This is a genomic window from Pseudophaeobacter sp. C1-32P7, assembly GCF_041008775.1.
In the GTDB taxonomy this organism is placed as follows: domain Bacteria; phylum Pseudomonadota; class Alphaproteobacteria; order Rhodobacterales; family Rhodobacteraceae; genus Phycobacter; species Phycobacter gallaeciensis_A.
The window spans coordinates 53401-78211 of the sequence record NZ_JAXGFR010000014.1; the positions used below are offsets into that span (position 1 = coordinate 53401).

Here is a 24811-nt window from a genome sequence, read left to right on the forward strand (position 1 = left end):
GCTCTACTGCTGTTGGCGCCTTACCTGGTGAGCAGCCGTATCATCGCTATCCTGAATATGATGATGATCAGCGCCGTCATCGCCGTCGGGCTTCAGATCTGCACCGGCTATGCGGGCCAGATCAACCTGGGTCAGGCGGCGTTCATGGGGGTCGGCGCCTATACGGCCTCGATACTGGCCTCGAAGACCGGCCTTACGTTTCTGCTGACCATTCCTCTGGCCGGGCTCTCGGCTGCGCTGTTCGGCTTTCTCTTTGGCTTGACCGCGGCGCGGATCAAGGGGTTCTATCTGGCACTGACCACGATTGCAGCTCAGTTCCTGTTCCACTTTGCCGTATTGAACCTGCCGTCAACCTGGCTGGGTGGGTCGAACGGTATCACCGTGCCCCCGGCCGAGCTTTTCGGGCTGCGATTTGTCAGCGAATCTTCGCAGTTCTATCTGAATTTCGCCGTGACCGCGATCATGGTGGCGGGCGCGTTCGGGATCGTTCGGTCACGCTTCGGCCGTGCCTTCGTGGCGGTCAGGGATGATGACGTGGCCGCGGGTATAATGGGGATCAATGTCGCGGCCACAAAGGCAAATGCCTTCCTGATCGGCGCTTTCTATGCGGGCGTCGGCGGGGCGCTTTGGGCCTATCTGATCCGCTTCGTGGGGGTAGACCAGTTCACCCTGTTTCACTCGATCTTCTTCGTCGCGATGATCATCGTCGGCGGGATGGGTTCAATCGTGGGGGCCCTGATCGGCGTCTTCATTATCCGCATCATCCAGGAAATTATCGCGACGGTCGGCCCCAATATCGCCGACTCGGTATCATTCCTTGGCGGTGACATCGTGTTCGCTGGCATGAATGTCGTTCTTGGCGGCGTGATCGCATTGTTTATGATCCTCGAACCCAAGGGGCTGATGCACCGCTGGAACATCCTGAAGTCGTCATACCGTATCTGGCCGTTTCCTTACTGAGAAATAGAGCGGCTCTAAACCTGGGAGGAAGAATATGACTTACCAATCGAATCGAGGTCTTCGCGGCTTACTGGCAGCGGCTGCCTTGGCGGCCGCGGCGACCATGCCTTTGAAGGCGCAGGCCGAAGAGACCTATAATCTCGCCCTGCTGTCGGACTTTTCCGGCCCTTATGCTGACATCATGCCCATCCTGGCAGGCGGACGCGAAGCTGTGTTCACCTGGTGGAATGAAACCCGCGGCAAGGAACTTGGCGTCACGCTGAACTACAAAAACTACGAAACCCGCTATGACGCGGCACAGGTGGCAAGTCTCTGGCCCGGGATCAAATCGGAACTGGACCCGATTGCGGTTGTCGGCCTCGGCGGGCCTGACGTCGCGGCCCTTTCCGAACGCCTGCCGGAAGACAAAATCCCGATGTTCATGGCCACAGCGGCCTACGGTTTTGCCTGGCAACCGGATGCCTGGATTTTCAACCCACGCCCGACCTATTCGCACGAAAGTGTCGGCTTTCTGAACTGGATGCGTGAACAGCGCGGAGGAGACGAACCGCTCAAGGTTGCGATCCTCGCCTCCGAAGCATCGCCTGCCTATGTCGACATGGCAAAGGGCCTTGAACTCTATGCCGAAGAGCACCCCGAGGAGATCGACCTCGTCGAGGTCATCTATACCGAAGTTCAACCCACCGATCTGACGGGGCAAATGCGCCGCGTTGTACGAGCCGGGGCCGAGGCGCTGGTAATCCAAACTAACACCTCTATCGTGGTTGCCGCGAAACGTGGGCTGCAGGCCAACGGGGCGAACATCCCGATCATGATGAGTTCGCATAACGGGCTTCCAGCCTCGGGTGGCGCGCTTGGCGGGCTTGAGCAAATGGAGGGGGACTTTGAAGCCTACGGCATGGCGATTGCGGCCGATGAGGACACTCCCGCGCGACAATTCTACGAGACATTGGTTGCCGATTACGGACTCGAAGCACCTTGGAACGTCGTGACCGCAATGGGCGTATCTCAGGGTCTCTATACCGTGACCGTGATCGATCACGCGATCGAGGCGAACGGCGCCGAGGGCCTGACCGGAGAGATGGTACGTGAGGCGCTTTTTGCCAAACCGATCACCACCGAAGAAACCCATGGGTTCCTGCCGACCTTGTCCTTTACGCCAGAAGCACCGTTCCCATTGGAAGGCCTCAAAGTGAATGTGGGCACCGTCAAAGATGGGAAAATCACCATCGCGGCAACGGGTGTCGACGTTCCGCAAGTTGAGAAATGGTGAATTAATCCGGGCGCCGCAGTCGCGGCGCCCGTTCTGATCCTTAGCCCCGGGCAATATGACCATGCTGGAACTCAACAACGTAGAGGTGACATATTCCGACGTCATCCTGGCGCTCAAAGGCGTGTCCATGACAGTCCGTGCGGGACAATGTGTTGCTCTGCTCGGTGGCAATGGCGCAGGAAAAAGCACGACGCTTAAAGCCATCTCGGGAACGCTCAAATCCGAGGATGGAACCGTTTCGGCGGGGTCCATCGTTCTGGACGGAACTCCCATTCAGAACATGGAAGCCTCGGAAGTCGTGAAGAACGGTCTCATCCATGTGATGGAAGGGCGGCGCGTTTTGCGGCATCTGACGTCAGAGCAAAACCTGATCGTCGGCGGGCACATGGTGCCCAACTCCGCCGAGCTGAAAAAGCGCCTGGACCATGTTTACACCTTGATGCCCCGGCTTGCGGACCTGCGCAACCGCACCTCTGGCTTCATGTCTGGTGGCGAACAACAACTGCTGCTGATCGGCCGGGCCATGATGGCCAGCCCCAAGATCATCGCGATCGACGAACCGTCGTTGGGATTGGCCCCGATGATGATCCGGGATGTTTATGAAGTGCTCAAGCAGCTCAAGTCAGAAGGCACGACCTTCTTCCTGGTCGAACAAAACAGCGCCGCGGCGCTATCGATCGCCGACTATGCCTATGTGATGGAGAACGGCCGGATCGTGATGGACGGCCCTGCCGACAAGCTTGCTGACAACGAGGACATCAAGGAATTCTATCTCGGCGTCACCGCATCGGGCGAGCGCAAAAGCTATCGAGATATCAAACACTATCGCCGCCGGAAGAGATGGCTGGGATAGAAAGGAACGAAGATGAGTAACCTGCTTTCCATCAAAGGTCGTACCGCATTTGTAACCGGAGCGGGGCAAGGCGTTGGTCGGCAAGCCGCGCTTTATCTGGCGGAACACGGAGCCGGTGCCATCGTTGTCAACGATTTTCACGCCGAACGGGCCGAAAGCGTTGCCGCGGAAGTGGAGGCAGCGGGTGCAAAGGCTCTGCCACTCGCCTTCGACGTCTCGGATTTCGACGCGGTTGGCGCGGCGTTTGCCGAAACGCAGACCACATTTGGCGGCGTGGATATTCTGGTCAACAATGCGGGCAACGCCGGGCCGACATCGCGGCTCGACGATCTGGTCCCTTTTTGGGAATCCGATCCCGACGAATGGCGCCGCTGGATGGCCACCAATTTCGATGGGGTGCTGAACTGCACCCGTCACGCCATGCCGTTGATGGTTAACAGTGGCTATGGGCGCATTGTGACCGTCATTTCCGACGCCGGCCGTGTCGGTGAACCGCATCTGGCGGTTTATTCCGGGGCCAAGGCCGGTGCGGCCGGCTTCATGCGGGCAATTGCAAAGGCCGGCGGCCGGTTCGGGATCACCGCGAATTGCGTCGCCTTGGGGGGCACAAGAACTCCGGCTGTCGCCGACCTGATCCCGGATGCAGAGACCGAGAAGCGGGCATTGTCGCAGTACGTGATCCGCCGTCTGGGCGAGCCGGAAGACCCCGCCGGAATGATCCTGTTCCTCTGCTCGGATGCTGCCAGCTGGATCACCGGTCAAACCTATCCGGTGAATGGCGGGTATTCTTTTGCCTGCTAGAGCCGCCATCGGACGGCTGCCGCCTCTAGTTGGAGCTGTCCGAAAAAACGCTGTCATTATCTGCCCCGAGCTCGGGGGGCAGATCCGGTATCGCGGTTTCGAAACCATCGAATTTCAACGGCTGGACAATAAAAGTCTCGGCCTTGCCGCCGTCATGCGTAATCTTGCGCAGCAGCTGGCGCGCACGCACATGGGGGTCGTCCAACGTTTCGACCAGGGAATTGACCGGACCCCATGGCACCCCCGCCTTATCCAGAAGGTCGCCCCATTCGGCGCGCGTCTTGTTGACCAAAATCGCCGCGATTTCTTCGCGCAGCGCGGCCTTGCGGGCGACACGGTCGCGGCCTGTCAACGGCGCAAGATCCGCCCTGTTGATCACATCGCAGAACGGTTTCCAGAACCAGTCCTCATGCGCGATGGACAAGGTCAAGAGCTTGCCGTCTTTGCAGGTGAACACGCCATAGCCCGGCTCGGCGATAAATTCGCCCAGCGGTGTTCCATTGGCGGCGGGAACGAGGAATGCGGTCAACATCGAAACCACCGCATCCGACATGGACACGTCCACGTAACGCCCCTGCCCTGTGCGCTGGCTCGACACCACCGCCGACAGGATTGCGATCGCCGCGAACAACGCCGCGCCAACATCCGCAAGGGGGATCGGCGGCACAGGGCCGGGCTGCTTTGCATCGGCCTGATCGGCCAGCAAACCGCCAACCCCTTCATAGCTCAGGTCATGGCCAGCCCTGTCACGATAGGGGCCGTCCTGCCCGTAACCCGAAATCGATACATAAACCAGCCGCGAGTTGACACGACGCATGTCCTCGAAACCGGCACCCAAGGCCGCAAGCTTGCCAGGGCGGAACCCTTCGACGATGACATCCGATTCCTTGGCCAGTTCGCGAAACCGTGCCAGCCCCTCGGCCGATTTCAGATCCAACGCAACGCTGCGCTTGCCTCGGTTCAGTGCCCGGAACAAGGGCGGAAATTGCCGGGCCGGATCGCCGACACCCGGTCGTTCGATCATGATCACCTCGGCTCCCATGTCGGACAACAGCATTGTGGCATAGGGACCGGGAAACTGTTCGGCAAGGCTGAGAATTTTCAGGCCGGCCAGGGGTGTAGTGCTCATATCAATCTCCAGCTCTTTTGTTTTCCACGTGCGGGTCCGCCCGAGTGCAGCGCAAATCGCCGCAAAAGACAAGGCGAAAAACCAATAATATGTATAATTATCAGGAGCTTAGCATGAGTGAAGCAAAGCAGACGCTATTCGTTGAGCGGGTCGAAAAAACTGAATGGATTACCTTCCAGCGCACCGAACAGCTCAACGCAATGTCAACGCAGATGCTGCGCGAGATGGCGGCAGCACTGGAATCGGCGCTGGCCGACGATGGGGTGCGTACAATTGTCCTGACCGGCTCTGGCCGGGCATTCTGCGCCGGTGCCGATCTGAAAGAAGTTGCTGGCGCCAAACATGCACCAGGCGAGCCGGATCTTCTGGATCTTGTCGATCACACGTTTGGGCTGATGCGACATGGCCCGAAACCGGTGATCGCCGCAGTGAACGGGCTGGCGATGGCGGGCGGTTTGGAAATGGTGATGGCCTGCGATCTGGTCTTTGCCGCCGAAAGCGCGCAACTGGGCGACGCACATTCCAACTTTGGCGTCTTTCCCGGGGCCGGCGGTGCGGCGATCCTGCCGCGTAGGATTGGCCTGAACCGCGCGAAATACCTGCTGTTCTCGGGCGAGAACGTTTCGGCACGGGACATGATGGACTGGGGACTGGTGAACAAGGTCGTCGCGGACGAAGACCTGCGACAAGCGGTGCAGGCCTTTACCGACAGGCTGGCAGAAAAAAGCCCGGCGGTCTTACGCCGCATGAAGACGGTTGCCAATCGGTCGCTGGACGTGGACGAAACCGCCGCGCTTTCCGAAGAGATGCTGAACCTGCGCGCGCACATGCGATCCTGGGACATGCACGAGGGTCTGTCGGCGTTCAATGAAAAACGAAAACCGCAGTTTCGCGGATACTAGGTCAGGAGGACAAACGATGCAGGACATTTACATCGTTGGCGTCGGGATGACGCCGTTCGGAAAGTTCCGGGACAAAACCATCAAGGACATGACCGGCGAGGCCGTCGCCGCCGCGCTTTCCGATGCCCGAGTGACGGCAGATCGTATCGACGGCGCATTCTTCTCGAACGCGGTGCAGGGCCACATGGAGGGCCAGCACATGATCCGCGGCGAAATCGCGCTGCGTGAAATGGGCATTCAGGGCATTCCGGTGGTGAATGTCGAAAACGCCTGCGCCAGCGCCTCGACCGGGTTCAAACTGGCAGTCGATTTCCTCAAGGCCGGCAATGGCGACTGCTGTCTCGCCGTGGGCGCCGAAAAGATGTATTCTGACGACCGTGCGTTGATGTTTTCGGCCTTCGACAGCGGCTGGGACGTCAGCAACAGCGAAGAGGTCGCGCAACGGCTGGCCGATCTGGGTGCAGGGGTCGAGGAACCCGAAGGATCGAAATCGCCCAAGCCCTACAGCGTGTTCATGGATGTCTACGCAGGCTTCGCCCGGCTGCACATGAAGACCTTTGGCACAACTCAGGAACAGTTCGCCGCCGTCGCCGCCAAGAACCATGCGCATTCCGTGCATAATCCACTGGCGCAATACCGAGAAGCCATGAGCGTCGATCAGGTATTGGCCGCGCCGCCGATCACCTATCCGCTGACCCTGCCGATGTGCGCCCCGATCTCGGACGGGGCCGCTGCGGCCGTTTTATGCACCGGCGAGGGGATAAAACGTCTGGGCCTAGATCCCGCGCGCGCGATCAAGGTCAAGGCCGCGATCCTGCGCTCGGGCACCGATCGTCCGCCGGAAGATTACAAGAACCACCTGACCCGGCTTGCCGCGCTTGAGGCCTATGAACAGGCCGGGATCGGCCCCGAGGATATATCGGTGGCCGAAGTGCATGACGCCACGGCCGTGGGCGAAGTGATCCAGATCGAGAACCTCGGATTTGTCGAATTCGGCGAGGGCGGTCCCGCCAGTCTGCGCGGCGAGACAAAGATCGGCGGACGCATTCCGGTGAACCCCTCGGGCGGGTTGGAATCCAAGGGCCACCCGGTCGGTGCCACAGGGATAGGGCAGGTTTTCGAACTGGTCACGCAACTGCGCGGCGAAGCTGGCGCGCGCCAGGTCGAAGGGGCAAAGAATGCCATCGCCGAAAACGGCGGGGGGTTGCACGGGGTAGAAGAAGCGGCCGCCTGCGTCATCATTCTGGGCCGTTGAAACAAGGAGACGAACCATGGAAAACGTGATCGCCGCCGCTCAGGCAATCTATACAGATGAGCAACGCATGTTGCTGGAAAACTTCCGCAAGATGGCCGAGGCAGAGTTCGCGCCGCTGGCCGAGAAATACGAGAACCTCGGCCACCCCCCCGATGCGAAAACCCTGAAGTCCCTGTTCGCCAAGGTCGAGGAATTCGGGCTGATCAGCGGCCTGATCCCCGAAGAGGAAGGCGGTGCCGGAATCGACCGCATGACCTATGGCATCCTATACGAGGAACTGGCCCGGATATGGGCCGATCTGGCAATCGCGGTGCTGATTCAGGGTCATGCCGTGTTCGCGGTCAACCTCTTGGGAAATGTGGCGCAGAAAGAGGCCTATCTGAAGCCGCTCCTGCGCAGCGAACGGATCTGTGCCACCTGTATTTCCGAACCAGAGGTCGGTTCGAACGTACGCGAGGTCAAGACACGTGCGGACCGAGAGGGCGATAAGATTTTCGTCACTGGCCAGAAGCTCTGGATTTCCAATGGGGCCCAGTCGGATTTCGCCATCGTTGTCTGCAATCTGGACGACGGTATTTCCATGGTCATCGTCGACCGCGACACCGGCAACTATGAGAGCCGCGAATTGCGCAAGATGGGACTTGTCGGTGCATCGACCTGTGAATTGTTTTTCGACCGGGCGGAAACCACCGCCGAGCATGTTCTGGGTAATGCAGGCGGCGGCCTGTTCCAGACGTTGAAACTGTTTGAGAGCGCGCGTGTGTTTGTTGGCCTGACCAGCATCGGCATTGGTCAGGCGGCATTGGAATGTGCGGTCAAATATGCCCAGGAACGCGAGCAGCATGGCAAGCCGATTGGCGGGCACCAGTTGATTCAAGGCTACCTGGCCGACATGGCCACGCACCTGGATGCCGCGCGCCTGTTGTGCCAGCGCGGGCTGCAACTTCTGGACCTGGGCGTGCGCTGTGACACCCAGACCTCGATGGCGAAATGGTATGCAACCGAAATGGCCGTCGAAATCGCCGGCAAAGCGGTGCAGATCCACGGCGGCAACGGCATCACCAAAGAGTTCGACGTTGAACGGCACTTCCGCAATGCAAAGGTCATGCCGATTCCCGATGGCACCACCGAAATCCAAAAACTGGTCATCGGGCGCAACCTGACCGGGCTTAACGCGTTCTGAAATCGTGACTCTAAGAATTGCGGCCGGGGATTCCCGGTCGCCTTATCGTAGGCCCCCGGTCCGGGGGGGGCGGCCAACGGATCATGCCCCAACCGGCGCTGCGGGACGCGTTTGATCAATGCCTGTCCCGCGTCAGTGGCAAAAAACTCACGGTTCAGGTCGGTTTCGATATAACCGGGGCAGATGGCATTCACCCGGATGCCATGCCGCGCCCATTCAAGCGCCAGAGACCGGGTCAGTTGAATCAGCCCTTCCTTGGACGCGGCATAGGCGGACACATGGCTGGCCACCCGTGTGCCCAGAAACGAGGCGACATTGACGATACAGCCCCCGCGTCCGGCATCAATCATCGCTTTGGCGGCGATACGTGCGACATGAAATGCGCCCTTGAGATTTGTGTCTATGATCGCGTCGATTTCGGCCGGCCCGTGTTCCAATGCGGGAAGAGATGCCGTCGTTCCGGCATTGTTGATGACAGTGTCAAAGACCCGTCCCTTCAGCGCGGCTTCCACCGACTTCGGGTCCGCCACGTCCATCTCTATCACATCGGCCTGCCCCCCTTCCGCCGCTATCTTTGCGGAAAGCTCAGACAAGCGGGCGACGCGGCGGGCGGCCAATGTGACGTCGACATCCTGCCCCGCCAGCAGTTCGGCGAAATGCTCGCCCAATCCCGAAGATCTGGCGGACGACTATCAATTCATCCCGGGCCAGTACGTCACGCTGCGCCGTGCCGATGATATCGATGGTGTGCGGCGATGCTATTCGGTCAGCTCCGGCCGAGACGATGGCGAGTTGCGCGTTCTGGTCAAGCTGCTGGAAGGCGGAGCGTTTTCCTCTTTCGTTCATAGCGAACTGCCACCGGGCACCGAACTTGATGTCATGACGCCCGAAGGCACATTCGGATCAAAGATACGACAAGGCGGACCACGCACCTATCTCGCCCTGGCCCCGGGCAGTGGAACTACTCCAATCATTTCGATCATCCGCTCGGTGCTTGCCACCGAGGCCGGGGCCAACTTCATCCTTTTTTACGGCAGTCGAACGCTAAGTTCCATCATCTTCCGCGACGAATTGAACGATCTCAAGGATACCTATCCCGGACGGTTCTCTCTTTTTCATACACTGACGCGCGAAGGCACCGATTCCCCACTATTCTCGGGCCGGCTTGATGCGGAAAAGCTGCGCAAGTTCTCCGGTGCCCTGTTCGCTCCGGCAGAAATAGAAGATGCTTTTCTTTGCGGCCCCGCCGAGATGATTCAGGAACTCAAGACCGCGCTCCGCGACCTAGGCGTTGAAGAGAACCGTTTTCATGACGAGCTGTTCGCTCCCGCCGATGCTGACAATACCGCCACCGTCACGCTTGCGCCGCTTACGGCGGAAGCCGCCACTGGAGAAGGAGTTCAGGTCACGGCGATCCATGATGGCACCGCCCGCAGCTTTGTGATGACACCTGATCAGGAAAGCGTGGTCTCCGCCGCCGCAGCAGGTATCGAACTACCCTATTGCTGCAAGGGCGCAATGTGTTCCACCTGCCGCGCCAAAGTTATCGAAGGCGAGGCAGAGATGACGCTGAACTATGCTTTGGAGCCTTGGTAGTTGAAGGAGAACTTTGTCCTGACCTGCCAGGCCCGTCCGAAAACCAAAAAACTGACAGTCGATTTCGACCACGTTTGACCTGTGCCGCTTTCCGCGACACCCCACGGGCGCGCGGGGCCGGGATCCCCAAGACCTTCGCCAAGTTGAAAGTCTTGGGTCCACGAAAACCCGCGTGCCAGTGTCGGCTAAAAGGTCGGATTCAGGCAAAGCGCACAGAACCCGATCTCAGCGGTCTTTTTGGTTGACGATCAGTTCTGCATTTTCGGGTAGTTCCGAAACAATGTTCACCTCGTCAGCACGAATTCGTGCATGCAGTTTGAAGGTATCAGCGGCGGCTGCTTCTGCGGCGGAAGCGTCGGCACCGTCTTCCAGCACAAGCGAGAGGCGGATCATGTCGCGATCGTTCTCGCGCGTTACCACGGCCTGCGCGGCCTTTGCGCCCGGCGTGCCGATGACAACTTCTTCAACCACGCGCGGATAAACGAAAATCTCGCGCACTTTGACCGCTGCCCCGACCCGTCCCTGCAATGCTGAAATCCGGCTGACGGTGCCATCCGCGTTGCTTTCCAGGGCAAAGGCGCTGTCGCCGGTGCCGAACCGGATCATCGGCCAGGTGGCATCGCGCGCGGTCACGACAACCTCGCCAGGTTCGCCATGAGCGACCTGTTCGCCGCTGACCGGATCGCAGATCTGCACCACGCGGTCGGGATGAACCAGGTAGCCTTCGCCGCCATCCTCATAGGCGACAAGGCCCAGATCGGCGGTGGCATAGGCGGCCCAGGTGGACACGCCGTATTCGGCCTCGATCCGGCGGCGCTTGGCCATCCAGTCGCCCATCTCACCGCCGAGGAAGGCTGTCTTCACCTTCCATGCGTCGCGGCCATAGGTTTCGATCACCTTGTCCGCCAGCGTCAGGAAAAACGCGGTCGAAGCGCAGATCGAAGTCACGCCGGTTTCGGCGATGATCTGTGCCTGAAGCTCCGTATTGCCGACGCCTCCGGGGATCACCGTGGCGCCTGCGGCCTGTGCCGCTTCGTCGAACAAAAGCCCCGCGGGCACCAGATGATACATCCAGGTGTTCAGGATGATATCCCCCGGCCCCACGCCTGCCGCCTTGAACAGCCGGTCAAGGCCGTGGCCGCCACCGTCCGAAAGGGCCGGTTCGAAAATCGGGCCGGGGGACACGTAGATCCGCCCGACATCCTTCAGATCCGAGGCCAGGAACCCGCCAAAGGGCGGGTTCTCGCGCTGGATCTTCAGAAGCTCTTCTTTTTTCATCACTGGAAGACGCGAGAGGTCCGCCACCGATGTGACAGCTGCCGGATCGAATCCGGCAGCCGTAAATCGCGATTTCAGGCCAGGAGCTTTTTCGGCCGCAGCGGCATAGGCTTGAGCTATATCTTTGTAGATATCATCAGACATTTCCATGCCTCCTCGTCCAATCGGGCGTTAAAGCGGGCAGTCCTTACGGAAGTTCGGCGCGCGCTTCTCGCGGTGCGACAACACACCTTCCTTGACGTCCTCGCTCATGAAGCCAAGCATCTCCAGCGCGGTCGACGCATCAAAGATCGGCCCGGCCTGGCGCAGCCAGTTGTTCAGCGAATACTTGGTCCAGCGAATCGCGCTTTGCGAGCCGTTGGCCAGTTCGACGGCTGTATCCAGCGCGATCTGCTGCAGCTCGTCATCCTCGACGCACATTGATACCAGACCGATACGCTCGGCCTCTTCGCCCGACACCGGCTTGCAGGTCATCAGATAGTATTTCGCCTTGGCCATCGAGGTCAGCAGCGGCCAGATAATCGCCGCGACGTCACCGGCGGCAACACCAAGGCGGGGATGACCATCGACAATCTTGGCCTTCTTTCCGGCGATCGAGATGTCGGCCAGGATGGCAACCACAAGGCCTGCGCCGGCCGCAGGGCCATTGATCGCGGAAATGATCGGCTTGTTGCAGTTGATGATGTTATAGACGAGATCCTTGGCTTCTTTCCACGTCTTCATGATCTCGTGCGAATTGCCAATCATGTTTTCGATCAGGCTGAAATCACCCCCGGCGGAAAATGCCTTGCCCGCACCGGTCACGATGACCGAATTGATGTCTGGGTCACGGTCGATATCGATCCACATGTCCGTCATCTGAGTGTGGGTTTCGGCATCGACCGAGTTGAATGTCTCGGGCCGGTCGAACGTGATGCGCAGGACGCGATCCGCCGGGTAGTCAAATTTCAGTTTATCGTATTTTGCATAACGATCCGACATGGTTCTATTTCCTCCGTGGGGTATTGAGTCAGCCAGGCAGTCCCAGGACGGCCTTGGACAGGATGTTTCTTTGGATTTCGTTCGATCCACCGTAGATCGTGGTAGGTCTGGCCTTGTAGAAACTCGCCAGAACATCGACACTTACGTTGCCGACCTGAAGCGGCCCGATGGAGCCGCCATCGGGACCGGCTGCTTCGATCATCAGCTCGGTGATGCGCTGGAAGCATTCAGTCACCCAAATCTTCAGCATGGACACATCCGCACCGAGCGTCTCGCCACGTTTGAGCTGATCTGCAAAACGGGCATAAAGCGCGGCATGATCTTCCACATCCAGTGCCGCCTGGGCAAAGCGGTCACGGAACACCGGATCGTCAAACGCGCCACGGCCACGGGCAAAGCTTTCAAGCTGTCCCAGAGCGTTCTGGGCCAGACTTGGCGAACCGATGAAAATGCGTTCGAAGCTCAAGAGAGCCTTGGCCATCGTCCAACCCTTGTTCAGCTCGCCCACGAGGTTCTCGCGGGGCGTCCGTGCATTGTCAAAGAAGACCTCGCAAAACTCGGTCTCGCCCGACAGGGTCGTGATGGTGCGCACCTCGACTCCGGGTTGATCCATCGGAGCGAGCAGGAAACTGATGCCCTGCTGTTTCTTCGGCGCATCGGGATCGGAGCGCACCAGCATGAAAATATGCGTGGCGTCATGCGCCATCGTGGTCCAGATCTTCTGTCCGTTGATGACAAAGTCGTCGCCGTCAATCTCTGCGCGTGTGCGCAGGTTCGCCAGATCGGACCCGGCGCCGGGTTCCGAATAGCCCTGACACCAGATATCTTCGCAACTCAGGATACGCGGCAGCCAGTAATCTTTTTGTTCCTGGGTGCCGAATTTGATGATCAGCGGCCCGACCATCTGCACGCCCATGTCGCGGCCGCGATTGACGCCCCAGCGCTGCTGCTCTTCGTAAAAGATCAGCAACTTGGCGGCGTTCAGCCCCATACCGCCGAATTCAGCGGGCCAGGCTGGCGCGACCCAGCCCTTGGCGTGAAGCTTGCGGTGCCAATGTTCGATCTCGGCGAACTTCGGTCGGTGCGGCAGGTGACGCAGCTCCTCGGGATATTCCGCCTCGAAGAACTGGCGCACTTCTTTGCGGAACTCTGCATCGGTCATAGCGTTCCAGTCGGTCATTGTGCTGCCCCCTCTGCTTCGCGTGCCTCGAACCATATCCGCCTGTGATAGGCATCGTCGCCCAACCAGGCCGACAGCACCAGCGCCCGGTTCAGGTAGAGCCCGATATCGAACTCATCCGTGTACCCGACGGCCCCGTGCAGCTGGATGGCGTCGCGGGTGATTTTCTTGGCGGCCGTGACGGCGCGCGCTTTGGCGCGGCTGGCAATCGGGGCCCGAACCTTCGGATCGGTTTCGCTGTCCATCTGCGCAAGCGCCTCCCGCACTCCGGCCTGCGCGACCTCGCACATCACGTTGAGGTCGACGGCACGGTGCTGGATGACCTGGAATGATCCGATCGGCTTGTCGAACTGCTCCCGCGTCTTGATGTAGTCGAGCGTGATCTCGAAGGCGCGCTCGCTCAGGCCGACAAGCTCGGCCGCGGCAAGCGCCGTTGCATCGGCGACAGCCTCGGCCAGTGCAGTGAGAACCGCACCGCTGCTGGCCAATTCCGCGGCCGGAGTTCCCGAAAACGAAAGCTCGCCCAGAGAGCTGCCATCCGCCTGCGTCCGCTTGTCGATGACAAGCCCCTGCGCGTCTGCCTCAGCCAGAACCAGAACCGGACCATCATCCTGTTCGGCCACGACAAGGAACCCGTGCGAACCGATCGCACCGACGACCCAGGCCTTGCTACCGGTCAGCTTTCCGTCCGCGTATCGGCAGGTCGCATCGGCAGGCGCCCCGTCGGGGCCGCGTTCCTGCCAGGCAACCGCCAATGAAATTTCGCCGCCGATGAGCTGTGCCATCTTCGGATGATCCGGACAAAGGCGGCGCAGAAGGCCGAGGCTCAGACCGATCGTCGACACGACCGGTTCCGGGGCAATCACACGGCCGACTTCCTCGGCGATGACACCCCCGGCGGCTAGGCCCATGCCAAGCCCGCCCTGATCTTCGGGCACCGCCACGCCGAAAACACCGGCCTCGGCCAGTTCCCGGACCATCTCCGGATCGAAACCGCCCCCGGCATCACGGAGTTGTCGGGCTCTGTCACTTCCGCCCGCCCGTTCAAACAACGTGCGCACGCTCTCGCGCAACAGGCGAAGGTCTTCTTGTTCGCTGGAAAGGATATCAGTTTGTGTCATTTTGTTTTCGCTGGATCATCACGGGGGTGTCGGTCGAAAAAACGACCTCGCCCTCGGGGTTTCTGGCGCTGAGCGTATAGTGCAAAACACCTCTGTCGGGCTTGCTTTTTGACGGTGTGACCGAGTTGACCGTCAGTTCGACATCAAGGGGTTCGTTCGGGTGCACAGGCCGCAGCCAGCGCAAATTGTCAAAGCCCATGCCGCCGATATTGGCAACATCGACCATCATCTCGGTCATGACCGGCTTGAACACCTCAAGCATGGTCTGAAAGCCCGAGGCGATCAGGCTGCCATGTATGGCGGTTGCATAGTCTTCATCGGTGTGCAGCCGCTGCGGATCCCATTCCTTGGCAAAGGCCTTTATTGAATCCGCGCTCATCGGAGCGCTGCGAAAGCGATAGACTTGGCCCGGCGAGAAGTCTTCCAGATACCTCAAGAGGCACCCTCCTTTGCGAAACCGTCATCGTATCCGCTCGCATCCTTGGATATTCGGATGCGGTTGAATTCTTCCAGCTTCGGATAGGTTTGCTTGAACGCCACCAGGAACTCACCCATCGGCGCGTCGAAATAGAGACCACGGTCGTTCACATATTCCATGTGCCGGTGATTCTGTTCGTCGAACTCATGAAAGAGCGCGTCGTGATAGCCGTCGAAGACCAGGGGTTTGACCCCGAATCTTTCACACAGTTCCATGTTGAATGCAGGTGTCACCTTGTAGGCCTCATTCCCCAACCACAGCTGAACATAGCCGTGGTAGATAAAGAGATCGGTCCCCATCAACTCCTGCAACTTGGGTGTATTCAGGTGGTTGCGCACATCCGCGAACCCCAGAGCGGCAGGGATACCCACAGCACGCAAACAAGCCGCCAGAAGAATTGCCTTGGGAACGCAAAACGCCGCTTCCGCCCCAGCGATACGGCTGGCACGGTAAGAGTCCTCATCCAGCGCAAAACAATAGGGATCATAGCGAATATCGTCGCGCACCGCTTCGAACAGGCGGATCGCCTTATCTCGATTGGTTGCGCCCACAGGAAGATCACGCAAAGCCGATGTCACGAAACCCTGCACTTCCAAGCTATCGCTTTCCACAAAGCGCGATGGCATGACATAACGCTCAGCTTCAGTCGGCAGGTCATCGTCAGACTTGTCCATTGGACCCTCCTTTTTTCTAACAATTGTTAGATTACCGATTCAAAACCTGCCCGTCAACGGGATTTACTCTGTCTTTGGTTGGTCCAAGCCATAACGCGTATTGTCTTCGCCCAGAGTGGCTGCAACTCCGACCGAATTTCCGGAAGAACGGAACTCCGGGGCAATTGGCAGCGGCAAAGCGGGCGCGTCCCGGCCGGAGATTTTTACGGTCCGCCCGAACACGTCACGCGCTTTGAAATGCGGGCCACGCGCCGCCTCGGCGGGCGTCTTCACGACCGAACAGCAGCAATCTGCCGCAGCCAGCAAAGGCTCCCAATGGGTCGAGGGGTGTTCCCTCAGACGACGTGCAACCTCTGCGGCACAGGCATTTGGATCGGACCAGTCATCGCGAAGGGCCACCGGCAAACCAATGACATCGCAGAACGACTGCCAGAACTTTTCTTCCAACGCGCCGACGGCGATCTGACGCCCGTCCGCAGCCGTATAAAGCCGATAACGGGCCAGGCCACCCGTCAGACGGCTGCAACCGCTTTCGATGTTCTGCCCGGCAATCACACCTTCGGCATGGGCCCAATAGGCAAAGGCGAACGCCCCCTCGGCCATTGCGATATCCAGATGCGTCCCCTGCCCGCTTGCCTGCCGCGCAATCAGGGCCAGCAGGATATTCATCACCGCAGGATAGGTTCCGCCTCCGATATCGGCGACCAGCCCGAACGGGGCTGTTGGCTGGTCATCCGGTCCGCGACTGAGCGACAGGATACCCGCATCACCGACGTAGTTGAGATCGTGGCCGGCGGCGCTGGCCTTTGGTCCGGTCTGGCCATAGCCGGTGATCGAACAATAGATGAGACCGGGATTGATCTTTCGCAACGCTTCATAACCAAGCCCCAGCCGGTCCATCACGCCGGGACGAAACTGCTCTACCAGAACATCGGCCTTCTCGATCAAAGGGCGCAGACGTTCCACTGCGCCCCTTGACTTGAGGTCGATGGCCACCGATCGCTTGCCGTGGTTCAACACGGCAAATCCGATGCTCTCTCCGTCGATCCTGGGCTCGGTTTGGCGCGCGTCCTCGCCGACTCCGGGCCGTTCGAACTTGATCACTTCGGCGCCGGCCTCGGACAGCATGAGCGTCGCCATCGGACCGGGAAGAAGGGTGCTGAAATCCAGCACCAGGATATCCTTGAGAGGTTGAGCCATCTTCATTGCCTCAGGCGAAGCGCGCTGCGCCGTTGTTCAGAACAACCACGTCGCGTGCAGGAATAGACGCTCGAAACCGGACCTCGCCGTCCTCTTCCCAGATTTCGAACCGCACGGTTTCGCCGGGATAGACCGGAGCCGAGAACCGAACATCCAGACCGACAAGCCGGGCAGAATCATAGTCAAGCAACGTCTTTAGAATCGCCCGGGCCGCCAGCCCATAGGTCGCCAGACCATGCAGGATCGGGCGGTCGAACCCGACAGAACGGGCCACATCCGGGTCAGCGTGAAGCGGATTGAAATCACCGCTGAGACGATAAATAAGGGCTTGGCGGGGCAGGGTATCGATATCACATATGTGATCAGGCGCCCGGTCAGGTAGCACTGCGGGTGCCGGACCTGCCTGGTTCTCACCGCCGAACCCCCCATCACCGCGACAGAAAGCCGACATCGCCACGCGCGCCAGTTTTTCACCGCTGTCCGCGTCGATAATATCACGGCTTTGGTAAATGACGGCTCCCTTGCCCTCGCCCTTGTCGGCGATGAAGTCGATCTTGCTGCGGCCGACAATCCGGCCATGTGTCGGCAGCGGCTTGTAGATGTCGAGCCACTGTTCTCCGTGCAGCACTTTTTGCCAGTTTACGCCGGTCTTGGGATCGCGCAGCCAGAAGCCGGGATACCCCAAAATGACCGCCATCGAGGGAACTGCCTTGAGCCCGTCCTCATAGACATAGGCCAGCTCCTTTTTGTCGGTCGGATCCTCGCCGAACCCAAGGCCGAGTGCATACAGGATGGTATCCCGCTCGGTCAGCGTCTGTTCGATTTCCTCAAAGTCCCAGTTCGACAGTGCCTCGAAATCCAATGGCATTTACTTTCCTCCCTTAGTTGCCGTCAGAGCGTGTTTTGCGATCCAAGTATCGCCGTGACCTGGCTGGACAGCACACCGCCGTTGCCATGCGCCAGCGCCAGGTCGATATCCTTCGACTGAATGCCCGGCGCGTCGCCACGGATCTGACGAGCAGCCTCGATCACTGTGAAGATGCCGTACATCCCGGGGTGCACGCAGGACAGGCCGCCGCCATTCGTGTTCACCGGCAAGACGCCGCCAGGCGCGATGCGTCCGCCCTCGACAAAGGCCCCTCCCTCGCCCTTGGCGCAGAACCCAAGATCTTCGAGAAACAAAATCGTGTTGATGGTGAAGGCATCATAGAGCTCGACCGCCTGGATATCCGCAGGGGTCACTCCGGCCGCCGCAAAGGCGCGCGCGCCCGAGTCGCGGGCCGCGGTCACGGTGAAATCCTTCATCTGGGAAATCTGCCGGTGCGAGCTTGCCGTCGCACTGCCCAGCACATAGACAGGCACCTTGGGGAAATCCCGTGCGCGGTCCGCGCGGACCATCACGATCGCGCCACCGCCGTCGGTGACAAGACAACAGTCGCGCACGGTCAATGGATCGCCCACCATGCGCGCGCCCAACACGTCTTCTCGGGTCAGCGGGCCGCGCTCGAACGCTTCGGGGTTGTGTTGTGCCCATGCCCGCGCAGCAACGGCCACGTCGGCCAGCTGCTCTCGGGTGGTGCCATATTCATGCATGTGCCGGGCTGCGGCCATCGCATAGGCCGAGATCGGATAGCGCGGATTATATGGCGCCTCGTAGGCCGGCGGACGTGAAGCGGTCACGAGTCTGCCCGATGCGGTGCGCTGGTTGGAGCCATAGACGATAAGAGCGACATCACACAGACCGGCATCAAGCGCCATGGTCGCGGACGTCAGGTAGTTTACGAAGGACGAACCGCCCGACATCGTGCCATCAATGAAACGGGGCTGGATGCCCAGATACTCCGCCGCCATAAGCGCCGGCATGCTGTCTTCCATCATGGTGCAGAACAGCCCGTCGACGTCGGACAGTTTCAGCCCGGCATCGCCAAGCGCCGCAAGCGCAGATTGCGCCATGACATCATAGGCCGTCAGGCCATGGGCTTCTCCGAAACCGGCATGACCGGTTCCCACGATGGCGGATTTCCCCCGAAGTTCTGTGGTCATGACTTATACCTCCGACGGCTTGAAGAGCACGGCCGGAACACCCTCGGCCTCGCCCACGAAAGCGGTTACAGCCATGTCGATGGCGACCTCACCCGGTGCAATGTCTTCGACCCGGCTCATCATTCGAACGCCCTCTTGAAGCTCGACCATGCACACGTTGTAGTCGCCACCGCGGTTTTGGCTGCGGCGCACGACGGTTGTGGTGTAGACCCGTCCCTTGCCGGTGGCCTGCTTCCACGAAATCGCGGCGCCATGACAATGTGGACACAGGACTCGCGGGAAAAAGTGATAGGCCCCGCAGTCGTCGCACTTGGGCAGCAGGATCTCTCCCTCTGCCAGCGCGCGTTGGAAAAGCTGGTCTGGTCCTTTGGCATCCTGCATAGGCGTTCTCCTTCAAGCGACCCAGTCTTTGTTCAAGCGTATTGATAATCTTTCTAACAATTGTTAGATTTAGTCAACCTTTCAGGATCAATTGAGAGAAACTCATGTCAGGTTCAGACTTAGCCCCCCTTTCCGGCAAACTCGTCGTTGCGCTGGAACAGGCAGTCGCTGCGCCTTTTTGCTCCTCGCGGCTGGCCGACGCCGGCGCGCGCGTGATCAAGATCGAACGCAAGGGCGCAGGCGATTTCGCCCGCGCCTACGATACCGCCGCCAACGGTGAAAGCGCCTATTTCACATGGCTGAACCGAGGCAAAGAATCGGTCGCCTTGGACATTAAAGCCGACGAAGACCGTGAAATCCTGCTCAGGATGCTGGAAAACGCAGATGTGTTTATTCAGAACCTGCTGCCGGGCGCGCTGGCCAAGCTGGGGCTCGATTCCGCGAGTCTGCGAGAGAGCTTCCCGCGTCTAGTGACCTGCGACATCACCGGATATGGCGAAGACGGCCCGATGCGCAACGCCAAGGCCTATGACCTTCTGGTGCAATGCGAGAGCGGTCTGGCATCAGTGACCGGTACACCCGACGGACCAGGACGGGTGGGCGTGTCGGTCTGCGATATCGCCACCGGTATGACAGCCCATGCTGGAATCTGCGAAGCACTTGTCGGGCGTGATCGCACCGGCAAGGGCAGCGGCGTTTCCGTGGCAATGTTTGATGTGATGGCCGACTGGATGTCGGTTCCACTGCTGTATCACGATTACCTTGGCAAGCCGACACCTCGTGTCGGACTGAACCACACGGTCATTTGCCCGTACGGGGCCTATGAATGCAAGGACGGTCAGCTTGTCGTCATTACCGTGCAACACAACGGCGAATGGCAACGGTTCTGTGAACACATACTGGGCGATGCGGCTTTGGCAACCGACCCCCGGTTCCATGACAACACGTCGCGAATTGAAAACAAACCCGCGCTCGAAGTTCTCATCAAGGACGTGTTCGCCTCGCATGACCGCGCCGAGATGCTGAAGCGGCTTGACGCTGCGGGCATTGCCTCGGGCGCGGTGAACGACGTGGCGACCCTGTCCGGTCACCCCCAGCTTGACCGGTCCGTAATTCGCACGCCTTCCGGTGAAATCAACGTCCCGACCCCCCCGATCCGGCGCAGCCTCGGCGAAACGGCACTGGGCCCCTGCCCGGCCTTCGATGCGCAAGGCAAGGCCCTTCGCGCCGAGTTCGGCCGTTGTTCATAAAAAACGGTAGGCAACTAAGTGGACAATCAAATGACCGATGAGAACAATCCGGCGATCCTTCAAGACGTGAAGATCGTCGATCTGACTTCTGTAGTTTTCGGACCTTTGGCGACGCAGATGCTGGGCGATCTGGGGGCCGATGTGATCAAGGTGGAAGGCCCCGAGGGCGATCTTCTTCGCCAGGTCCAGCCATCGCGCAACAAGCTGATGGGGGCCGCTTTTCTGGGGACCAACCGTAACAAGCGCAGTGTCGTACTCGACCTCAAAACACAAACCGGTCTCGATCAGTTGCGCAAACTGCTCATCGATGCCGATGTGATGATTTCGAGCATCCGGCCTGCGGCGCTTGCCAGATTGTCTTTGGATCCCGAAACCCTGCGCCAGGAAAACCCGAACCTGATCACGGTATCCGCCACCGGTTTCGGACAGGACGGGCCCTATGCCGCCAAGCCAGCATTCGACGATTCCGTCCAGTCGGTGTCGGGATTGGCCAGCCTGGCAACCTTGCGCGACCCCGAGGCACCGCCCGCTTATGCCCCGACAATTCTGGCCGACAAGCTTGGCGGCGTGACCGCCGCCTATGCCGTGATGGGCGCCCTGTTCCACCGCGAGCGTACGGGACAGGCCCAGCATGTCGAAGTTCCGATGTTTGAGACGCTGGCCGCCTTCCTGCTGGCCGAACACATGGATGGCGCCACCTTCGAGGAGACTCCGCAGGATTTCGGCTATGCCCGCATGCTGGTTCCGCACCGGCGTCCGGTTCAGACCGCAGATGGCTACATCACCATTCTGCCCTACACCAACGTGCAATGGGCGCGGTTCTTTCAGGCGGTCGGGCGCGACGACATGATCGACCATGTCTGGGTCACTGACATGGATGCCCGAAGCCGCAACATCGGCGCAGTATACGATATGGTGGCGCAGATTGCGCTGACCCGGACCACAGATGAGTGGCTTGACCTCATGGAGCAGGCCGACATACCCGCCATGCCAGTGCGCAACCTGTCAGATTTGCCGAACGATCCCCATCTTGCCGCAACCGGGTTCTTTCAACGGATTGATCACCCGACCGAAGGTGCGATCTGGACGACACGCCCGCCGGCTCGCTTTTCGGCGACCCCTGCGCGACATGATCATCGCCCGGCCCCGCGACTTGGGGAACACAGCGACGAAATTCTGGGACCGGGCAGGGAATAGCCCCACCCGGCACCGGACGGATCAAACATCCATCGAGCGTGCGATCAGTTCCTTCATGATCTCGTTGGTGCCGCCATAGATCATCTGGACCCTGCTGTCGGCATAAAGTCGCGCGATGGGGTATTCCATCATGAAACCGTAACCGCCGTGCAGTTGCAGGCATTCATGCATGACCTCGTTCTGCGTCTGGCTGCCCCACCATTTCGCCATCGAAGCCGTGGCCGCATCAAGTTCGCCCGCTTCAAGACGCGCGAGCCCGTCATTTACGAAAGAACGTAGCAATTCGGCCTTGGTTTTGCATTCCGCCAGTTTGAAGCGTGTATTCTGGAAGTCCATGATCCGGCTTCCAAATGCCTTGCGGTCCTGAACATATTTCACCGTTTCATCGATCGCAAAATCAATAAAACCGAGCGCGGTAATGCCGATCATCAGACGCTCCCAAGGCAGCTGCTTCATCAGCTGGTAGAACCCCTGCCCCTCTTCCGGACCAAGCAGGTTCGCCGTGGGCACGCGCACATCCTCGAAGAACAGCTCAGCAGTATCCGAACCTTTCATACCCAGTTTCTTCAGGTTCCGTCCCCGGCGAAAGCCCTCGGCGCCCTCGGTTTCCAGAACGATCAACGAAACGCCCTTGGCGCCGGCGTTGCGATCGGTCTTTGCCACGATAACAACGAGATCCGCCGTGTGCCCGTTTGTGATAAAGATCTTCGAACCGTTGATCTTGTAGTGGTTGCCATCCTTTTCCGCATAGGTTTGTACGTTCTGGAGGTCAGAGCCCGTTCCAGGCTCGGTCATGGCAATCGCCGCAACGCTGTCGCCGCTGACCAGTTTCGGCAACCACTTTTTCTTCTGTTCCTCACTGCCATATGCGTTGAGATAATGGATTACGATGGACTGAATCCCATAGCCCCAACCCGTATCACCGGTGCGCCCCTGCTCGTAGACGGTAATCGCGTCGAACCCGATGCCGCCACCGAAACCACCATATTCTTCGGCAATCGAGCCACCCATGACACCCTGCTGACCGACTGTTTTCCAGAAGTCGCGGTCAACAATTCCCTGCTCCGCCCATTTTTCAATCTTCGGAGCCATCTCTGCATCGAAAAGCCTGCGTGTACTATCGGCGAACATCTTGTGTTCATCCACTGCCCAACTCGGGGAGTTCTTGATCAGAGACATGTTTTATTCCTATCGAGTCATGCTTGCATTGAGGAAATCTAACAAGTGTTTTTTTTCTCGACAATGAACCCGAGCCGTTCTGACGGAGCGTCACACGGCTTCGGACCGTGCGCATCCGGATTTTTCCAATCAACGCGCCGCCCATTCGGCTCGTACAAAAAGGCCCGACAAAACAGGCGGGCCTTTTTGTAATTTTTGCAATGGACTTACAGCTTGTCGGTCAGTTCAGGCACAGCTTCGAACAGGTCGGCGACCAGACCGTAATCGGCCACCTGGAAGATCGGGGCCTCTTCGTCCTTGTTGATCGCGACGATGATCTTGCTGTCCTTCATGCCCGCAAGGTGCTGGATCGCACCCGAGATGCCGACGGCAATATACAGGTCAGGCGCGACCACCTTGCCGGTCTGGCCAACCTGCCAGTCGTTCGGTGCAAAGCCCGAGTCGACGGCGGCGCGGGATGCGCCAACGGCGGCGCCCAGCTTGTCGGCCAGTTTCTCGATCAGCGCGAAATCGTCTTCCGAGCCGACGCCACGGCCGCCCGACACCACGATACCGGCCGAGGTCAGTTCGGGACGGTCGCTTTCGGCGACCTTGTCTTCGACCCATTCCGACAGGCCCGAAGCGGAGGCCCCGCCCACGGTTTCCACGGCGGCCGAGCCACCGGTGCCGGCCGCGTCGAAGCTGGCGGTGCGGAAGGACACGACCTTTTTCGCGTCGCCCGATTTCACCGTCTGGATCGCGTTACCTGCATAGATCGGGCGCTCGAACGTGTCGGCATCGACCACGCCCGAGACGTCGGTCAGCATCATCACGTCCAGCAGCGCGGCCACGCGGGGCAGCACGTTCTTGGCGTCGGTGGTGGCGGGCGCCACGATGTGATCGTAATCGCCTGCCAGCGACACGATCAGGTCGGCGGTCGATTCCGCCAGGCGATGACCCAGCGCGGGGTCTTCGGCGACCAGCACCTTGGCCACGCCATCAATTGTCGCGGCTTCTTTCGCGGCGTCGGCGGCGGATGCGCCGGCGCACAGAACCGTCACGTCGCCCAGGGCCTTGGACGCGGTGACCGCCTTTGCGGTCGCGTCCATCGACAGTTCACCATTGTTGACTTCGGCAAGAAGAAGAACAGCCATCACACCGCCCCCTTTTCCTTGAGTTTCGCAACCAGCTCGTCGACCGAGCCAACCATTTCACCGGCGGCGCGTTCGGCCGGCTCGGACGTCTTGACCACGGTCAGGCGCGGGGTGACGTCGACGCCGTAATCGGCGGCGGTCTTTTCATCCAGCGGCTTTTTCTTGGCCTTCATGATGTTGGGCAGCGACGCATAGCGCGGTTCGTTCAGGCGCAGGTCGACGGAAACGACGGTCGGCATCTTGACCTTGATGGTCTGCAGGCCGCCATCGACCTCGCGGGTGACGACGGCGCTGTCGCCATCGATGCCCACTTCCGAGGCAAAGGTCGCCTGGCTCCAACCGAGGATCGCCGACAGCATCTGGCCGGTGGCATTCATGTCGTTGTCGATCGCCTGCTTGCCGCAGAGAACCAGACCGGGCTGTTCCTCTTCCACGACCTTGGCAAGGATCTTGGCCACTGCCAGCGGCTCGATATCCTGGTGCACGTCATCCGCTGCGACGACCAGGATGGCGCGGTCGGCGCCCATGGCCAGTGCGGTGCGCAGGGTTTCCTGCGCCTGTTTGACGCCGATGGATACCGCGACGACCTCTTCGGCTTTTCCCGCCTCTTTCAGGCGGATCGCCTCTTCAACGGCGATTTCGTCGAACGGGTTCATCGACATCTTAACGTTGGCGAGATCGACACCGCTGCCATCCGCCTTGACGCGGACCTTCACGTTGTAGTCGATCACGCGTTTCACAGGCACGAGTACCTTCATTGGCGT

24 protein-coding genes and 1 pseudogene are annotated in these 24811 nt (G+C 59.9%); 10 read left to right on the forward strand and 15 right to left on the reverse strand.

Annotated elements, in window-relative coordinates; translation table 11 throughout:
- Positions 1-27 precede the first annotated feature (27 nt).
- The 4 genes from SM763_RS18125 (at position 28) to SM763_RS18140 (ending at position 3887) form a co-directional block, all read left to right on the forward strand.
- A complete protein-coding gene (locus SM763_RS18125) occupies positions 28-960 on the forward strand; it encodes a branched-chain amino acid ABC transporter permease (RefSeq protein WP_271109724.1) in 933 nt (310 codons plus the stop codon).
- A gap of 34 nt (positions 961-994) precedes the next feature.
- Positions 995-2233, forward strand: coding sequence for an ABC transporter substrate-binding protein (locus tag SM763_RS18130; RefSeq protein ID WP_051630972.1), 1239 nt, complete (start codon positions 995-997; stop codon positions 2231-2233).
- Between the two features lie 61 nt (positions 2234-2294).
- A complete protein-coding gene (locus tag SM763_RS18135) occupies positions 2295-3086 on the forward strand; it encodes an ABC transporter ATP-binding protein (protein ID WP_028288589.1) in 792 nt (263 codons plus the stop codon).
- 12 nt (positions 3087-3098) lie between these two features.
- Entirely contained in the window at positions 3099-3887 is a 789-nt protein-coding gene (locus SM763_RS18140) for an SDR family NAD(P)-dependent oxidoreductase (protein WP_043753691.1), read from the forward strand.
- A 25-nt stretch (positions 3888-3912) separates the two neighbouring features.
- On the opposite strand, the gene SM763_RS18145 is transcribed toward SM763_RS18140, so the two are convergent.
- A complete protein-coding gene (locus SM763_RS18145; protein ID WP_232237125.1) occupies positions 3913-5016 on the reverse strand; it encodes a CaiB/BaiF CoA transferase family protein in 1104 nt (367 codons plus the stop codon).
- A 113-nt stretch (positions 5017-5129) separates the two neighbouring features.
- On the opposite strand from SM763_RS18145, the gene SM763_RS18150 reads away from it, so the two are divergent.
- Genes SM763_RS18150 through SM763_RS18160 form a run of 3 tightly spaced genes read left to right on the forward strand, consistent with a single transcriptional unit; the run spans position 5130 to position 8356 of the window.
- Positions 5130-5918: an enoyl-CoA hydratase/isomerase family protein gene (locus SM763_RS18150; RefSeq protein WP_152467123.1), complete on the forward strand. Its 789-nt coding sequence runs from the start codon at positions 5130-5132 to the stop codon at positions 5916-5918.
- Between the two features lie 16 nt (positions 5919-5934).
- A complete protein-coding gene (locus tag SM763_RS18155) occupies positions 5935-7173 on the forward strand; it encodes a thiolase family protein (RefSeq protein WP_152467122.1) in 1239 nt (412 codons plus the stop codon).
- 16 nt (positions 7174-7189) lie between these two features.
- Positions 7190-8356, forward strand: a complete 1167-nt coding sequence (locus tag SM763_RS18160; protein WP_136340189.1) for an acyl-CoA dehydrogenase family protein — start codon at positions 7190-7192, stop codon at positions 8354-8356.
- A 146-nt stretch (positions 8357-8502) separates the two neighbouring features.
- Here SM763_RS18160 and SM763_RS18165 read toward each other — a convergent pair.
- Positions 8503-9024: pseudogene (locus SM763_RS18165) on the reverse strand (SDR family NAD(P)-dependent oxidoreductase); the annotation flags it as partial.
- Here SM763_RS18165 and SM763_RS18170 point away from each other — a divergent pair.
- The gene (locus tag SM763_RS18170) at positions 8975-9952 is read left to right on the forward strand and encodes an FAD-binding oxidoreductase (protein WP_168733229.1); all 978 of its coding nucleotides are present in this window, start codon (positions 8975-8977) and stop codon (positions 9950-9952) included. The pseudogene SM763_RS18165 and the gene SM763_RS18170 sit on opposite strands and share 50 nt — an antisense overlap.
- Positions 9953-10177: 225 nt before the next feature.
- On the opposite strand, the gene SM763_RS18175 is transcribed toward SM763_RS18170, so the two are convergent.
- From SM763_RS18175 to SM763_RS18220, 10 genes are all read right to left on the reverse strand, one after another.
- The gene (locus SM763_RS18175; protein ID WP_232237126.1) at positions 10178-11374 is read right to left on the reverse strand and encodes a phenylacetate--CoA ligase family protein; all 1197 of its coding nucleotides are present in this window, start codon (positions 11372-11374) and stop codon (positions 10178-10180) included.
- 27 nt (positions 11375-11401) lie between these two features.
- Complete coding sequence (locus tag SM763_RS18180) at positions 11402-12211, reverse strand: enoyl-CoA hydratase/isomerase family protein (protein WP_028095226.1); 810 nt, start codon at positions 12209-12211, stop codon at positions 11402-11404.
- Positions 12212-12239: 28 nt separating this feature from the next.
- Entirely contained in the window at positions 12240-13391 is a 1152-nt protein-coding gene (locus tag SM763_RS18185) for an acyl-CoA dehydrogenase family protein (RefSeq protein ID WP_152467119.1), read from the reverse strand.
- Positions 13388-14512 (reverse strand): acyl-CoA dehydrogenase family protein, encoded by a 1125-nt coding sequence (locus tag SM763_RS18190; RefSeq protein ID WP_136340185.1) that lies wholly within the window; start codon positions 14510-14512, stop codon positions 13388-13390. The genes SM763_RS18185 and SM763_RS18190 overlap by 4 nt, the downstream gene beginning before the upstream one ends.
- On the reverse strand, positions 14499-14948 hold the full coding sequence (locus tag SM763_RS18195; protein ID WP_136340184.1) for a MaoC family dehydratase: 450 nt from the start codon (positions 14946-14948) through the stop codon (positions 14499-14501). Before SM763_RS18195 ends, SM763_RS18190 begins: the two co-directional genes overlap by 14 nt.
- A complete protein-coding gene (locus SM763_RS18200; protein WP_152467118.1) occupies positions 14945-15664 on the reverse strand; it encodes a transglutaminase-like domain-containing protein in 720 nt (239 codons plus the stop codon). Before SM763_RS18200 ends, SM763_RS18195 begins: the two co-directional genes overlap by 4 nt.
- Before the next feature lie 63 nt (positions 15665-15727).
- On the reverse strand, positions 15728-16864 hold the full coding sequence (locus tag SM763_RS18205) for a CaiB/BaiF CoA transferase family protein (RefSeq protein ID WP_152467117.1): 1137 nt from the start codon (positions 16862-16864) through the stop codon (positions 15728-15730).
- Positions 16865-16874: 10 nt separating this feature from the next.
- Complete coding sequence (locus tag SM763_RS18210) at positions 16875-17732, reverse strand: MaoC/PaaZ C-terminal domain-containing protein (RefSeq protein ID WP_172975947.1); 858 nt, start codon at positions 17730-17732, stop codon at positions 16875-16877.
- Between the two features lie 23 nt (positions 17733-17755).
- Positions 17756-18907, reverse strand: a complete 1152-nt coding sequence (locus SM763_RS18215; protein ID WP_152467116.1) for a thiolase family protein — start codon at positions 18905-18907, stop codon at positions 17756-17758.
- Positions 18908-18910: 3 nt separating this feature from the next.
- Positions 18911-19288 carry a Zn-ribbon domain-containing OB-fold protein gene (locus SM763_RS18220; RefSeq protein WP_152467115.1) on the reverse strand — a complete coding sequence of 126 codons (378 nt, stop codon included), beginning with the start codon at positions 19286-19288 and terminating at the stop codon, positions 18911-18913.
- Positions 19289-19392: 104 nt separating this feature from the next.
- Between SM763_RS18220 and SM763_RS18225 the strand changes: the two genes are divergently transcribed.
- Positions 19393-20538, forward strand: coding sequence for a CaiB/BaiF CoA transferase family protein (locus SM763_RS18225; protein WP_152467193.1), 1146 nt, complete (start codon positions 19393-19395; stop codon positions 20536-20538).
- A gap of 30 nt (positions 20539-20568) precedes the next feature.
- Positions 20569-21735 (forward strand): CaiB/BaiF CoA transferase family protein, encoded by a 1167-nt coding sequence (locus SM763_RS18230; protein ID WP_152467192.1) that lies wholly within the window; start codon positions 20569-20571, stop codon positions 21733-21735.
- 21 nt (positions 21736-21756) lie between these two features.
- On the opposite strand, the gene SM763_RS18235 is transcribed toward SM763_RS18230, so the two are convergent.
- The 3 genes from SM763_RS18235 to SM763_RS18245 all read right to left on the reverse strand — a co-directional run bounded on the left by SM763_RS18235 (position 21757) and on the right by SM763_RS18245 (position 24805).
- Complete coding sequence (locus SM763_RS18235; RefSeq protein WP_081979662.1) at positions 21757-22914, reverse strand: acyl-CoA dehydrogenase family protein; 1158 nt, start codon at positions 22912-22914, stop codon at positions 21757-21759.
- 206 nt (positions 22915-23120) lie between these two features.
- Positions 23121-24047, reverse strand: a complete 927-nt coding sequence (locus tag SM763_RS18240) for an electron transfer flavoprotein subunit alpha/FixB family protein (RefSeq protein WP_152467191.1) — start codon at positions 24045-24047, stop codon at positions 23121-23123.
- Positions 24047-24805, reverse strand: coding sequence for an electron transfer flavoprotein subunit beta/FixA family protein (locus SM763_RS18245; protein ID WP_090029138.1), 759 nt, complete (start codon positions 24803-24805; stop codon positions 24047-24049). Before SM763_RS18245 ends, SM763_RS18240 begins: the two co-directional genes overlap by 1 nt.
- Positions 24806-24811 lie beyond the last annotated feature (6 nt).

What these genes read in the sequence shown, in the direction of transcription:
- SM763_RS18210 (WP_172975947.1), bottom strand. Translation starts at nt 17,732, where the DNA reads ATGCCATTGGATTTCGAGGCACTGTCGAACTGGGACTTTGAGGAAATC.
- SM763_RS18215 (WP_152467116.1), bottom strand. Translation starts at nt 18,907, where the DNA reads ATGACCACAGAACTTCGGGGGAAATCCGCCATCGTGGGAACCGGTCAT.
- SM763_RS18230 (WP_152467192.1), top strand. Translation starts at nt 20,569, where the DNA reads ATGACCGATGAGAACAATCCGGCGATCCTTCAAGACGTGAAGATCGTC.
- SM763_RS18205 (WP_152467117.1), bottom strand. Translation starts at nt 16,864, where the DNA reads ATGGCTCAACCTCTCAAGGATATCCTGGTGCTGGATTTCAGCACCCTT.
- SM763_RS18235 (WP_081979662.1), bottom strand. Translation starts at nt 22,914, where the DNA reads ATGTCTCTGATCAAGAACTCCCCGAGTTGGGCAGTGGATGAACACAAG.
- SM763_RS18160 (WP_136340189.1), top strand. Translation starts at nt 7,190, where the DNA reads ATGGAAAACGTGATCGCCGCCGCTCAGGCAATCTATACAGATGAGCAA.
- SM763_RS18180 (WP_028095226.1), bottom strand. Translation starts at nt 12,211, where the DNA reads ATGTCGGATCGTTATGCAAAATACGATAAACTGAAATTTGACTACCCG.
- SM763_RS18225 (WP_152467193.1), top strand. Translation starts at nt 19,393, where the DNA reads ATGTCAGGTTCAGACTTAGCCCCCCTTTCCGGCAAACTCGTCGTTGCG.
- SM763_RS18245 (WP_090029138.1), bottom strand. Translation starts at nt 24,805, where the DNA reads ATGAAGGTACTCGTGCCTGTGAAACGCGTGATCGACTACAACGTGAAG.
- SM763_RS18185 (WP_152467119.1), bottom strand. Translation starts at nt 13,391, where the DNA reads ATGACCGACTGGAACGCTATGACCGATGCAGAGTTCCGCAAAGAAGTG.
- SM763_RS18175 (WP_232237126.1), bottom strand. Translation starts at nt 11,374, where the DNA reads ATGTCTGATGATATCTACAAAGATATAGCTCAAGCCTATGCCGCTGCG.
- SM763_RS18145 (WP_232237125.1), bottom strand. Translation starts at nt 5,016, where the DNA reads ATGAGCACTACACCCCTGGCCGGCCTGAAAATTCTCAGCCTTGCCGAA.
- SM763_RS18190 (WP_136340185.1), bottom strand. Translation starts at nt 14,512, where the DNA reads ATGACACAAACTGATATCCTTTCCAGCGAACAAGAAGACCTTCGCCTG.
- SM763_RS18220 (WP_152467115.1), bottom strand. Translation starts at nt 19,288, where the DNA reads ATGCAGGATGCCAAAGGACCAGACCAGCTTTTCCAACGCGCGCTGGCA.
- SM763_RS18240 (WP_152467191.1), bottom strand. Translation starts at nt 24,047, where the DNA reads ATGGCTGTTCTTCTTCTTGCCGAAGTCAACAATGGTGAACTGTCGATG.
- SM763_RS18135 (WP_028288589.1), top strand. Translation starts at nt 2,295, where the DNA reads ATGCTGGAACTCAACAACGTAGAGGTGACATATTCCGACGTCATCCTG.
- SM763_RS18155 (WP_152467122.1), top strand. Translation starts at nt 5,935, where the DNA reads ATGCAGGACATTTACATCGTTGGCGTCGGGATGACGCCGTTCGGAAAG.
- SM763_RS18140 (WP_043753691.1), top strand. Translation starts at nt 3,099, where the DNA reads ATGAGTAACCTGCTTTCCATCAAAGGTCGTACCGCATTTGTAACCGGA.
- SM763_RS18130 (WP_051630972.1), top strand. Translation starts at nt 995, where the DNA reads ATGACTTACCAATCGAATCGAGGTCTTCGCGGCTTACTGGCAGCGGCT.
- SM763_RS18150 (WP_152467123.1), top strand. Translation starts at nt 5,130, where the DNA reads ATGAGTGAAGCAAAGCAGACGCTATTCGTTGAGCGGGTCGAAAAAACT.
- SM763_RS18200 (WP_152467118.1), bottom strand. Translation starts at nt 15,664, where the DNA reads ATGGACAAGTCTGACGATGACCTGCCGACTGAAGCTGAGCGTTATGTC.